Source organism: Capnocytophaga canis, from assembly GCF_043187445.1.
Lineage (GTDB): Bacteria > Bacteroidota > Bacteroidia > Flavobacteriales > Flavobacteriaceae > Capnocytophaga > Capnocytophaga canis.
Genome location: NZ_CP171121.1, coordinates 1,506,873 through 1,520,867, shown reverse-complemented (window position 1 = coordinate 1,520,867; position 13,995 = coordinate 1,506,873). Strand labels below are relative to the sequence as shown.

The 13,995-nt window shown below is 37.0% G+C and carries 8 protein-coding genes; all 8 read right to left on the bottom strand.

Annotated features, from left to right (window positions below; genetic code table 11):
- Positions 1 to 22: 22 nt before the first annotated feature.
- The 8 genes from ACF3OB_RS06430 to ACF3OB_RS06395 all read right to left on the bottom strand — a co-directional run bounded on the left by ACF3OB_RS06430 (position 23) and on the right by ACF3OB_RS06395 (position 13,752).
- Positions 23 to 1,072: an NAD(P)/FAD-dependent oxidoreductase gene (locus ACF3OB_RS06430; RefSeq protein WP_392447142.1), complete on the bottom strand. Its 1,050-nt coding sequence runs from the start codon at positions 1,070 to 1,072 to the stop codon at positions 23 to 25.
- Positions 1,073 to 1,162: 90 nt separating this feature from the next.
- The gene (gldN, locus tag ACF3OB_RS06425; protein ID WP_042344027.1) at positions 1,163 to 2,062 is read right to left on the bottom strand and encodes a gliding motility protein GldN; all 900 of its coding nucleotides are present in this window, start codon (positions 2,060 to 2,062) and stop codon (positions 1,163 to 1,165) included.
- An 11-nt stretch (positions 2,063 to 2,073) separates the two neighbouring features.
- The gene (gene gldM / locus ACF3OB_RS06420; protein ID WP_042007223.1) at positions 2,074 to 3,648 is read right to left on the bottom strand and encodes a gliding motility protein GldM; all 1,575 of its coding nucleotides are present in this window, start codon (positions 3,646 to 3,648) and stop codon (positions 2,074 to 2,076) included.
- A 32-nt stretch (positions 3,649 to 3,680) separates the two neighbouring features.
- A complete protein-coding gene (gene gldL, locus ACF3OB_RS06415) occupies positions 3,681 to 4,343 on the bottom strand; it encodes a gliding motility protein GldL (RefSeq protein WP_042007222.1) in 663 nt (220 codons plus the stop codon).
- Between the two features lie 54 nt (positions 4,344 to 4,397).
- Positions 4,398 to 5,774, bottom strand: a complete 1,377-nt coding sequence (gene gldK / locus ACF3OB_RS06410) for a gliding motility lipoprotein GldK (protein ID WP_042344029.1) — start codon at positions 5,772 to 5,774, stop codon at positions 4,398 to 4,400.
- A 388-nt stretch (positions 5,775 to 6,162) separates the two neighbouring features.
- Entirely contained in the window at positions 6,163 to 8,301 is a 2,139-nt protein-coding gene (locus ACF3OB_RS06405; protein ID WP_042346642.1) for a prolyl oligopeptidase family serine peptidase, read from the bottom strand.
- Between the two features lie 183 nt (positions 8,302 to 8,484).
- Positions 8,485 to 10,332: a SusD/RagB family nutrient-binding outer membrane lipoprotein gene (locus ACF3OB_RS06400; protein WP_392419866.1), complete on the bottom strand. Its 1,848-nt coding sequence runs from the start codon at positions 10,330 to 10,332 to the stop codon at positions 8,485 to 8,487.
- Positions 10,333 to 10,344: 12 nt separating this feature from the next.
- Positions 10,345 to 13,752 (bottom strand): SusC/RagA family TonB-linked outer membrane protein, encoded by a 3,408-nt coding sequence (locus tag ACF3OB_RS06395; protein WP_392447138.1) that lies wholly within the window; start codon positions 13,750 to 13,752, stop codon positions 10,345 to 10,347.
- Between the last annotated feature and the right edge of the window lie 243 nt (positions 13,753 to 13,995).

The window sequence follows — 13,995 nt, the reverse complement described above, 5'->3', positions numbered from 1 at the left end:
TAAATATCTGATTTTTAATTATTTATTTCCAAAACTTCCGATAACGGACTACGTCCATTTCTTTGAGCAATTCAGTTTGTTCAAAAACAGTTTGATAAAGTGCTTTCGCTACATACGGAGCGTTCATTACCCCGCGTGTGCCAAGTCCATTGAGGATCCACATATTGTCATGCTTTGGATGCTTTCCTACTAAAGGTCTTCTGTCCGAAACTGTCGGACGTACGGAGGCTTCCTGTTCAATAATTTCATAACTACACGAAATCAGTTTTTCTAATTTATCAACCAATTCCTTACGACCTTTTTCAGTGATGGTATCACTCAGGTCATCCCATTCGTATGTAGCTCCTATTTTGTAGACCCCCTCCCCTATTGGTATAATTACACCATCTCCTTTTAGAATTTCATTCAAATCCAAATCAGGGGCGTAAAAAGTCAAAGTTTCTCCTTTACATGGTTTCATAGGTAAATATTGAAAAAACGGATTTTTAAGTACTCCATAACCCTCACAAAAAACAATATGCCTTGCCGAAATGGTTTGATAGTAAACAACATCGTCCTCAATATGTAAATCCTCATAGAAAAAATTTCTATGGTGATATATATTTTCATCCCTCCATCGATTGATAGATTCAGTCAAATATGTTTTCACATCAAGCCTTCCCGTGTATTGAACCTTTCCAAACCCAAAGGGAGCTTTAATATGTGTATTATTCTCTGGTAAAATACTTGGATTCAAATATCTTGACAAAATTGGTTTATCAGAAGCGTGAAACCAATTATTTTGTTCTTCAATTGAATTAAATTTTCTAAGTATAGATTGCTCAATACGTATTTTTTTGCTCAACTTTTGTTCCATTTGGTCATAAAAATCGTGTAACAAATCTACCTGTTCATCGGCTTTCCATATAGGAGTAAAGCGCTTTAAAACAACTGGATTATACACCCCTGCTGCCACCAAACTCGCCAATTGTGAATGATTGTTGATAATACAAAACGTCTTGTTCTCATTTTCTAACATATGGGCAAAAGAAACACCTGCCAACCCAGCTCCAACAACAATAAAATCAAACATACAATAATCGAATTTATCCTCAATAGAAAAAACTGTTCCGAAACAACTCAGTGCTTCAAAACAGTTTTTTATAAAATTTATTTTTTAATATTAGTTTGCCCACATATCGTGCTCTCTACTTCTGATTTTCTCTTTTATTTTATCAGATTCTAAGAGCTGGAATAACGAATTACCCGGTAAATACTCGTTGATTGGTCTGTCACCATAAACGTTTGCTTCCTTATATATAACTCCGCTAAACATCCTTGCATTTAGCAAATGATCAAAGGAAATTGGTTTAGCATCATTCTTTCTGTTGAAAGTCTTAGCCTCATGCAGAATCTCTCTTGCTTGTGGGTAGAATATCCAAAACAATTCAATCAAAGAAGCCTGAGCATCTTCTGAATCAATAAAGTTGACATCTGGAGCCACTGGTGCAATTGCTAAAATCCGATATTTGAGCTCTCCTTGACGTTTGTCAAAGTACCACCAACCTCTCACGCGGTATTGAGCAATATCACCCGCAGTTAAATCACGACGAATTTTATACTCCTCAGAAACCTGTTCACCTGCGTTCAATTGGTCGTAACCCGCATCCATCAAATCCTCTTTAGTTAAACTGGCTTTGATACTCTCCAATGTTATCTTCTCAGCAAAATGAGAATCTCTGTAGATGTCTAACTTACCATTCTTAACGTTTTTCATAATAACATCAAACAACGGACGACGATAAGTACTTACATCCAAGGTATCTATTGGGAAAAGTAACGGAAAATTTACTCGTTCGTTCAGGTCTATAATTTCCCAAGTTTCCACAGACCAAAGAATATCTCTCTCATCGACATACCCGTAAGGTAATGGTTTATCATTGTCTGCATCAATTTGAGCTTCTGTTTTCTTACCAATATCTTCCACCTTTTTAGCATTAAGCAAATTCGCCTGAGCTGAAGAAAGATTAGCAATTAAAACAAACGCTACAAAAAGAACTACGTTTTTTGATTGAAATTTCATTAATTGTTATTTTAGTTTGTTATTTCAACTGAAATCGGAGCTGGTGGTCGTGGTACATATCCAGCTGCACCTTGAATATTTGCCTTAACATCAAAAATTTGAATAATATCTCCTTTTCTTGCTCTACCGATTGCAGCCCTAGCTTGTTCATTCATTCTATCTCCATTCACTTGAACAGAAGGTTGTCCTGGAACAGAAACTTTAAATGACGTAACCGTATACTTCAATTCAAAATCAAAATCCTCAATGGTTGCTCCCACAGGCATTGCTGCTAAGTTCGCCTTAGGCATTTTAACAGTTCCTGATTGTCCAGCAAGTACGGTTACCGCACGAGGAACGTCTTTAATTCTGAACTGACGTGATGAAGAGAATTTTTGTCCATCAATTTCTCCCACTACATTAATTGTTACCTCCCGTCCTTGTCCTGGTTTCAGAACGTAACTTGTACCTGACTTTCTAGATAATCCAGGTGCTGAAGCCGTAACTTTGTTATCAGCAACCCCAGGCATTGAAATTGTAATTGGATTCTCCAACGGACGATACACTACGTTCATCTTATCAGCAGAAATTACAGCTGCATTAGGTTTTGGAATTGTTGAAAATGTTTGATCTACAGGAACAGAAATACGTTTTCCATCTTGATCAAAGTGTAAATTACCTGTAATTCTATGTTCTCCAGCATTTCCTGCATTCACTTTCAACTTCACTTTTCCATCCTGAATATCAAACTCATTTGCTGATAATTTTCTACCATCCAATGACAACTCTACTTCATTTGGCTTTGTTGAAGCATCTTTTCTTCCCAAAACAATAGCTCCATCAAAAGTTTCTCCTTGATAGTACGCCCCTTTTCCTTGTTCCAGTAAAGTGGTATAGTTAGTCATCGAAATCTGAGCTTTCAAATTACCTTCTAACATCATACCATAGAACTCTTGTCCATTAGATCTGATATCAGATTGCATCATCGAAAGTTTTGCTAATGTTGCGATGTAAGGAAACCCTTTATAGTGGTAATCCAACCATTTTTCTATCGTTCCATCTGCTTTTTTAACGCTTTCGGTATTAAAATTTGCTTTAATTTTTGCAACAAGTTCAGCGTATCGAGGATCATCTCCTAAAAGAGCCAAGGCTTTTTCTCTGTAACTGTCAATTTTATCAACAAATTCCTGTCCCTTAGCATTATAACCCTCGCCTTTGAAAAACAAATCGTCCGTGTACTCGGATTTATCCATTGCTTGATAATCTTTTTCCATGACACCCTTGTCCTCTTGTCCAATCTCTTTGTTCAATCCGTCTTTAATTTCTTGAACAAAACTGTACAATTCGTCAGACAATTCACGCATTTGTTTTGCTTTTTCGTACACTTCTCCGTACTGCTCAGGATTTTCTCTTGCACTATTTCCTAGCGTCTCTATAGCTGCAATGTTCGCTGCGTTTGCTCTAACATTCGATGCCTCAAATTTCTCGTTAACTAATCCAAATGCATTTAAAACTTCCTTACCCATGTTCAATGCCAACATAGCTATGAAAACTAAATACATAAGGTTAATCATCCTTTGTCTGGGGGTTAATTTTCCTCCTGCCATAAGTTATTAATTTTTAATTAGTTAGTTAACAATTATTTACCCATAGCAGATAACATTCCTCCATAAACTTTATTCAAGGATTTCAAATTATCTTGGAATGATACCATTTGTTGATTCAATGAATTGAGATTATCAACAACACCAGCCTGAGCTGCTACCTGATTCTCTGTTCTTTCTAATTGTAATTTGTATAAACTGTTTAATGATTCTAAATGAGATGCAGCAATTGAAAGCTCTTCACCATATTTATGAGTAGCTGTCATTGAAGTAGTTACAGGAGCTATTTCTTTAGCTGCACCCGCGAAATTTTCAATTGATTTACCTAATGATTGCATCAAATTCGCATCAATTTTAGCCTCTGCCAAAATACCATCTAGTTTCTCAGAAAGAGATTCTTTCAAAGCCTTGTCTTCTTTAGTGACTACTTGAGCAGTAGCTAAGTTTTGACGAGGAGCTCCTCCTGACAATTCAGGATAAACCAAAGACCAATCCACCTCTTCCTCAACAGGCTCAAATGCTGCTATGAAGAAAATTAAAGCCTCTGTACCTAATCCAAGTGCCAATAATATGGTACCATTAAGTGGACCTATCGTCCAGTGTGTCAACTTAAACAACGCTCCGATGATCACGACAGCAGCACCTAAGCTGTAAACCATATTAAAGATTTTTTTTCTAGTTGAATTTCCTTTTGCCATAAGATAAAATTTTTAAATGTTGATTAGTTTGTTTTATTGATAATTTATTGATTCCTATCTAAATCCACGAGCTGTTTTAGCTTGTTGCCCTTCAGAAACACCCATAAAATCCTGCACTGTTCTGAAACCTATGTAACTACGAGCAGAATCTTGATATTCGAAATCGCGTGTATTTACTTGCAACATGTAGGCAGTATCTTTCCAAGAACCTCCTCTGATAACTTTACGTCTATTCTTCTCATCAATTACGTTGGGGTTCATGGTTGACATATACTCATAGGAATTTGGATCGTAAGTGGTGTTTGTCCACTCTGAAACGTTTCCTGCCATGTTGTAGAGATTGTATCCATTAGGCTCATATGACCTTGCCTCGACTGTATAAAGCGCGTTATCGGATGCGTAGTCACCTCGTAATGGCTTAAAGTTCGCTAAGAAACATGCTCTATCGTCCGTTGTATAAGGACCTCCCCAAGGATAAGTAGCTCCTTCCAGACCTCCACGAGCAGCGTATTCCCACTCTGACTCAATGGGTAAACGAAATGAATTTATCTCATCATCTCCTTTAGCTTTTAAATATGAGTTTTTATTAAGGGTTCTCCATTCGCAAAAAGCCTTTGCTTGCATCCATGTAACCCCAACAACTGGATATTCTCCGTAGGCTTCATGCCAAAAATATTGATTGTGCATTGGTTCATTATAAGAGTACGCAAAGTCTCGAATCCAAACTGTTGTGTCAGGATATACCTTGACTAGTTCTTCCTTGACAAAATCTTTACGATTTCCTTTTGCACGAGCTGATTTTTCCATATCCAACCATTGATATTTGAATACGAATTTCTCAACATCCATGATACGCTTTCCGTTATAAGACTCCTCTATCGGGAGGTACATTTTATCCATAACTTCTGAATAGTACTCATCGGGAAACTTGTTTGTATCCCAAATCAATTGTACTTTTCTATTAAGTTTCTTTGTCTGCTGGTCTCCATATGTGTTATACATATATTGCTGATACGCATTCATGTTTTCTGTATTTGTATTTAGATATGCGTACTCACCAACACCCCCATTACCTTGCGTTTGACCTACTTGATCTGCTAATTCGGCGAGATTTGTTCTAATGATAGAATCGCGAACCCAATTGACAAACTGACGATATTCACTATTTGTAATCTCAGTTTCGTCCATATAGAAAGACCCAACACTCACAGTCTTAACAGGTGCATTTAGACTACCTGTTTTATCATCGTCAGAGCTACCCATAATAAAAGAACCACTTGGAACCAAGGTCATTCCATAAGGTCTCGGTTGTTTCCAACTTTTTCCTTTAACGCCAACAAGCTCTCCTTTATGATCTCCTCCTCCACGTTTGCAGGAATAGACTAAGGTGAGTATCGTTAACATTATTAATAATCTTCTTGCCATAAACATTGTTTAAATTAACTTTACAGTTTGGACTGCAAACGTAGACAATAATTTTCAAACTCACAACATTATTTTTAGTTTATTGAATGTTGAATTTGAAGTTTAACACTATATTTACAAATGTTTAATAATATCTACTTTACACCAAAAAAAAGTATTTATTTAAGAAATATCATATTTTCTTTAGTCAAATCACCAATTATAATATCTATTTTCAAAAAAAATATATTTTTTTTATATTGTATTTATACGAAAAAAATACGTTATTTTTACAGATTCAAAAATTGTTTTTTAACTATTTATCCATTAGGATAAAACTCCCTTTTCAGAAAAAAATCTTCTAAAAACGATCCTAAAGAGGAAGTTTTATGGTTCTCTAGTATTATATTTAGAGTTAATTCCCCACTGATTTGATATCTTTCACTCCAACATTCCACAGAATGAAGGACTGTACATCAGCTGCTTGTTCAATGATTTTACTAACAGGAGTTCCCGCACCATGTCCTGCGTTGGTTTCAATGCGAATAAGTACTGGGTTTGTCCCTTTTTGTTTAGCTTGTAGCTCTGCTGCGAACTTGTAGCTGTGTGCTGGTACCACGCGATCATCATGATCACCGGTAGTGACCATAGTGGCTGGATATTCCACTCCTGATTTAACGTTATGCACTGGTGAATAGCTTCTTAAATAATCAAACATTTCTTTGCTGTCATTTGCTGTTCCATAATCATATGCCCAACCTGCCCCTGCAGTAAAGGTATGGTAACGCAACATATCTAACACACCTACCGCTGGTAATGCTACTCGAAACAAATCTGGACGTTGAGTCATGGTTGCTCCTACTAGCAACCCTCCGTTTGAACCTCCACTGATTGCTAAATGATTAGCTGATGTATACTGCTCGGTAATTAAATAGTTAGCTGCAGCTATAAAATCGTCAAACACATTTTGTTTCTGCATTTTGGTTCCTGCATCATGCCATTTTTTTCCATATTCACCACCTCCACGCAAATTGGCAACAGCATAAACTCCTCCATTTTCAAGCCATACGGCATTGGAAATATTGAAATTAGGTGTTAAACTTACATTGAATCCTCCGTAACCGTACAGTATGGTAGGATTTTTCCCGTCAAGTTTGATTCCTTTCTTATAGGTGATAATCATCGGAACTTTTGTACCATCTTTGGAGATATAAAACACTTGCTTGGATTCGAAATTATCGGAATTAAAGTCTATTTTAGGCTCCCAGTATAATTGATAATCTCCTGAATCTAAATTCATTTTATAAATTTTACCTGGTGTGTTGTAGTTTGTGAAAGAAAAATAAGTTTCTTTTTCATCTTTTTTAGCGTTGAATCCTCCTGCTGAACCCACACCTGGCAATTTTATCTCACGGATAAGTTTTCCTTCATAATCATATTGTTTTACTTTAGAAACTGCATCTACAATATAACGAGCGAAGATATAATCTCCTGCTAATGAAACTGATAGTACATTATCAATTTCTGGGATGATATCTTTCCAATTCTCAGGTTTTGGATCAGAAATATCCACACTTACCAAACGTTTGTTAGGAGCATTTAAGTTTGTAACCAAATAAAGTTTTGAACCCTTGTTGTTAATTACTTGGGTATCATTATCGAAATTTTCAGTAATTGCTACAAAAGTCGATTTTGGATTTTTTAAATCTTTAACAAACAATTTGTTCCCTGAAGTTGAATTTGCTCCAGACACGAACAAATAGTTCCCATCATCAGACACATAGCCAGAAATATAACGGTATTTTTGGTCTGCAGTGCCACCAAAAATAAGTTTATCTTCCTTTTGTGGTGTATTTAGTTTATGGTAAAACAGTTTATGTGTATCGGTCTTCGCTGAGAGCTCACTTCCTTTGGGTTTGTCATAACTTGAATAATAGAATCCCTCTTTTCCATTCCAAGAAATGCCACTGAATTTTACATCCACCAAGGTGTCACCAATAATTTCCCGAGTTACAGCATTCATGACGATAAGTTTTCGCCAATCACTACCTCCTTCGGAAATTTGGTACGCTAGAAGTGTTCCATCTTCAGTAAAACTAAGATTTGCCAAAGAAGTTGTTCCATCTTTTGAAAACTCATTAGGATTCAAGAAAACTTCTTCTTTGCCGTCTTTATCCTTGCGATAAAGAACACTTTGGTTTTGAAGTCCGTCATTTTTGTAGTAATAGATATAATCTCCCTCTTGGAACGGAGCTCCAACTTTCTCATAGTTCCAAAGTTTTTCTAAACGTTGCTTAATCGTTTTTCTATATGGTATTTTCTCTAAATAACCAAAGGTAACCTCATTCTGAGCCTTTACCCAATTGGCAGTCTCTTCACTGCGATCATCTTCGAGCCAACGGTAAGGATCCTCAATTTTTGTATCGAAATAAACATCAACGGTATCTACCTTTTTGGTTTGTGGATAGTTAATCTTAACTTCTTGTTCTTTAACCTTTTCAGAACAAGATACTGCCAAAAGCACACATCCTAAGGGAATGATTCTTTTATACATATTTTTGAATTTACTAATAGACAGGCGAAAGGTAGTTATTTTTTCGTTTTCTTCCAAATTTTTTTTATCACAGTTAATCTTAGATTCAACCTCCAAGTACAAGTACAATTACATTAAATACAAGTAAAAAAAAACTGCTCGAAAAAAATCGAACAGTTTTTTTGTAATTACGTTTTAAAAATTTTATTGTTTTTTATCCCACCATATTCTTCCTTCGGTGTGGTTTTCTTGTGCACCATAGGCAGGGTCCTTTTTGAGTTCCTCAACAGTCGCATTGAAATTATCAATATTCTCGGTATTGGGTGTAGGTAAAACTCCTCGTCTGGGTATTACCAAATCACTTCCTGCTTTGGTTACTTTTTCGAAATAGGCAACACCTTGGGTTGGTACAGGGTCTTCTTTAAAAGCAGGTAAGCCTGTACGTTTCCATGTAGCCCACATTTCTTCAGGTCTCATAAATAGATTTACCCATTGTTGCGAGATGATTTTTTCGAGTGTAACCGATTGAAATTCAGGTCGAGCCAAATAGGCATTAATCTTATCTTCTGTGATAGGATTATAGTTATCACTATCGGCATTCATCGCCGAAGGAACTGCCATTTTTGTAGCCCAAGTTTGGTATTGTTGCATTGAGGCTCTGATTCCCTCTTTAAACCAATCCAAATCAGTTTTTCCGCCTTTTGCTCCTCCTGCTTTGTGGGCAATTTCAGCCATCATAAAGCAAGTTTCAGAATAAGTGATTAGAGGTGTAAACAAACTGATACTGGTTTGTGGTGCATCATATTTGGCGTCTTCTTTGTCACGAGCGGTTATCGAGTGAGATACTTTTCCTCCGTTTTTTATGTAAAATCGACTTTCGATTTGGCTATTATGACGTATGTTTAATACAACATCTACTCCTGCGTCATTTTTGTATTTAAACTCAAAATAAGAATGTCTTGACCAAGCTGTACTTGAACTATCAGGATTTGCTGAAATCCCAAAATACCGCTCTGAGAATTTAGGGTATTTCGTTGGATAATCAGGGAAATGCTTTTCTAATGATTTAGCATTGTCGTCATTTATTTTGTTATTATTCCCTAAACCAAATCCGTTTCTACGAATAAGCAAAGGCAAACGAGGGTCATCGTATGCTTTTAAGAAATTAACAAAAGCCCTTGAAGCACAATACTCTGAGGTCAATTTTTGCATATCATCGGTGTTGTTATTATGGTCATTTGGATGGTTATACACACACGATTCATCATTGTTAGCGATAATCCCCCCTGCACTAGCCAAAGCATCGTCAATCGTTTTTTTATAGAACTCCGTATCTGCCAACTCAACACGCTGTGCCATTTTAATACGTAACGTATTACCAAATTTTATCCAGTTATCAATGTTTCCTTTATAGAAATAATCATTGTTACCCAATTCGTGTTGGTCTTTCAATTTACTTTGCAGAACAGCCACATTTTCTTTGACTTTCTTATCGAAGAATTTATACATAGGTTCTCCGTCAATACCTTTTTGGTATAAATCATATTTAGGCTTTACAATATCGTGAGTACTTCTCATAAAAGCCTGATGATAAGGTGCTGCACCATTCACATCAAAAACCAACCAAGCCTCATACACCTCCAAGATGTTAGCGATGGCTGCCAAATTTTGATACTTGGTTTTTTCCGTATTGTTAGGAATAACGGTATTTGTTAAATACCTTAAATTCAACCCAATAGTTCGGTAATAATCATCATAGTAGGGCGTAAAAATGGAAGGGCGATTTGTTGCAGAAGACTCAAAATAAAGCCCTTCACGACCTCCTGACGATGACACAATATACTGCATAATTTGTAACACACCATCATATTTATTCAATAGGTGAGCACGTGTGCTGTTATTGAAATTCTCCGTAGCCCCTGTAAACACATTGCGAGGATCAACAGAGGTCAATTCTTCATTATTGGTGTTTAATTCTTGAAAATCTTTCAAACACCCCGTGAGTATTGTAGCAACAAATACCCCAGTAAATATATTTCTTATGGTTCTCATTTTTATACTTTTTTAGAATCTAGCGGTTAAATTAAACGAAAACGTTCTTGAATAGGGAACGCCTCCCAAAACCATAGGTGTTAACGGATTGTTACTTGAAATAGATTCAGGATTTAGCCCATCGCGTAACTTAGACATCAAAACTCCTAAATTACGAGCCGTTAAACCTACGCGCAAATAATTCGCACCTAATTTTTTGCATACTTCATCATCAAAACGGTAGCCCACCGAAATCTCACGAAGCATCAACCAAGTGTTTTCTTGTAGATGCAACTCATTGGGTGACCCCCAACCCATATTGTATGCATAGTGTGTAGTTGCCATCATAGGAGCTATACCCTTATCAAGAGCCTCTCGATAAGTAAGCCCTCCTACATCAATTCTTTGGTTTGGATCACTAGCCAAAGGTGCCTTAACATCTTCATCAAAAACGGCATCTAAATTGATCGCATCATATACAGTTTCTCCTTTGTAATTAACGCGTGGCAACCCTCCGTGTTCGGCATCACGCCCTTGTAGAGTGGATTCTAACGCTCCTGCACCAGTAGCATATACAGAAGCATTTGAATGAAAATTTCCTCCAAAACGTCCATCAATCAACGCATACAAATCAAAGTTTTTATAAGCAATAGAAGTATTAATATTCAAATAGAAATCGGCTTCCACTTTCCCCAATACAACACGATCTTTAATACCTTTCTGATTGTTGGTTACGTATGAATAAACATATGCTTTATTAGGAGAACCTCCTGCACCTCTGTAATAGATGACAGGTTTTCCGTTACGCGGGTCGTTAGCATTATCGGGGTTATTAAAGCGGTATATTGAAGAACCATAAGGCGAGTTGTACGATGTAGCAAGTACACCATAATCACCACCTTCATATGCCCAAATTTCTGGACCTCCATCATATTGCCACATCAATTGCCATTCTTTTACATTGGGGTGAAGATCTATGATTTTTCCTTTGTTTTTGGTGATATTAGTTCCAATGGTCCATCTAAAATTATCTGTTTTTATTGGAGTACCTTCAATTTGAAGCTCAATTCCCTGATTTTGAATATTTCCTGCATTGATTAGCTGTGTAGATGCACCCGATTCAATAGAAGCTCCTACCGACAAAATTTGGTTTCGTGTATTGGTTTTGTAATAAGCAAAATCAACATTCAGCCGTTCGTTAAAGAAACGTAAATCAGTACCTAACTCTATGGAACTCTGAATTTCAGGTTTCAAATCGTTATTCCAAGCTGTTCCTAAATTGGGTCGGGCAACCAATACGCTGTTTCTTTGAGCATCGAACTGTGACTCTTGTCTAAAAATTCCGTATCCTTTGGATGTAGCATAAGCACCTGTTCCCATACCTACCTCTGCCCAAGAAGCTCTTATTTTTCCGAACGAGAACCAATCAGGCATTTGGAAAGTTTCGGTAAAAACCCACGAAGAGTTTACTGATGGATAGAACACCGAATAATTATTTTTCCCGCCTATCATATAGTTCGGGTACGTTAAAGAAGAAAGCCAATCATTACGCCCTGTAACTTCCAAAAATAGTTGATCGCGCCATCCCAAATTTAAGATTCCTGAAACCCCGAATACTTTATTGTTAGCGGGGGTGTATCCGAATGTAGGAATAATAGTTTCCGCCGAGTTCGAAAAGGCAAACAAAGCAGGAACTACCAATCCGCCTTTTGTTGCTTTATGCCAAGAGTGAGATTCTAAATTGCCATATAGTTCGGTGGCAACGATAGCGTCTAAGGTAATTTCTTCTCCTGCAATATTGATTTTATTATCATTGGATTGCAGCATACCTAAGAAGTTATAGGAACCATAAACCTCACCCCCTCGGGAGTATCCTCCTGTTTTTGTAGGTCCATAAAAAGCTCCTGCTCCATACCATTTTTCCATCTTTGAAATACCATAATAGTTGTAATTCCCTTTTACACTGGCAGTTAGCCAAGGAGCAATGTTCGCTCGTAGAGTCAGATTGGTCAGTAATGAATTTTCGTTTCTTTGATTTAGATTTAAATCTCGTCTGTGTAGATATCCTCTCAATCTGCCCCAAGGCGTTTCTGTTTCAACGGCTTGGGTTTCTTTATCACGATAGTTTTCTACGAAAGCATCCATATCAAAGTTACGTGGTGTCCATAAGGTGCTTAACATAGACAGGTTATTGTCCCAATCCCAACCTCCTTGGTTAGCTCCGTTTTGTGCTTTTGAAAAAGCGTAGTTAACCCCTGCTTCCATTGAAAAAATGTCGTTTAATTTCATCAAACCTCTAAAAGCAACGGTATTACGATTGAAGTTATTACGCTTAAAAACTCCATTATTATCCATATAGGAGTATGACAAACGGAATGATGAATTTTCACTTCCGCCATTGATAGCTACGTTATAGGTCTGATTAAACGGATTTTGGTATAAGGTTTGCCAGTTGTCAGGATGTGCAACAAAAGGAGTTTGTTGTCCACCTGGCATATACTGATTTACGAGTTGCCCCTCCATTTTAGGACCGAAGCTATTGGGAGTGTTTTGTAGGGAGCCATCGCCTAAAAAACCGCCCTCATATCCGTTCAGAGGATGTCCTGCTCCGTAAACGTTTTGAAGTTTCATAGGAGAGCGATAAATATTTGCTGTTTCAATGGATTGAGAAAACTCAACTCCCAACCCTTGTTTTCCAAATTTACCTCCTTTTGAAACAATTACGATAGCACCATTAGCTCCACGCGACCCATAAAGAGCGGTAGCGGCAGCTCCTTTTAGTACAGTAATACTTTCATAATCAGCAGGATTCAAATTTTTTAATTGAGACCCCCAGTCAGTTCCATCGGTAGGACTTGTTAAACGTTCTTGGATGATCATTCCATCAATTACGAAGATGGGAGAGTTGTTTTTGTCGAGCGACTTCGCCCCACGAATGGTGATCCCTGCACTTGATGTTACCCCTGAGGCACCTGTAGTATTGATGGCAACCCCTGCCACCTTTCCTTGTAGAGCGTTTACTGGGTTGATAACGTTTAGCCTCTCAATCTCTGCGGTTGCAACTTTGGTGGTTGCATATCCAACCGAACGGGCCTGTTTATTAACCCCCAAGGCCGTAACTACAACTTCTCCAAGCTGCTCTGCTTCTTCAACAAGTAATACGTTGATAGTCTGTGAACTACCTGCTCCCACTGTTTTTTCTTGTGTTACGAAGCCTAAGTAACTGAATACAAGCACATCTCCTCGATTTGCTTTGATTTCGTACTTACCATCAAAATCGGTAGCTACTCCACGAGTAGTGTTTTTGATCAAAACACTTACGCCTGGTAGTGGCACTTTACCCTCGTCAGTAACGGTTCCTTTTACTGACACCATTTGTGCAGAAAGTGTTAAACACCAACTGAACACAAACGCGAACAATGTTAAAAATTTTAATTTCATAAGCTGTTTGATTAATTATAATTCGAGGCGTAAAGGTACAATTTTTTTCGTTTTGATACAAAGCTATTTTCTTTTTTTTATCTTTTTAAAAAATACATCCTAAGAAAGAAAAGAATATCAATTAGTTATGACATGAAAAAATATGCATTTTTTTAACATAGTATGTGTTTTTAGTAACGATTCTTTGTATAAGTAATCAAAATAAAACTGTACCTTTGCCTTTAGTTTAAAACATTAAACCAC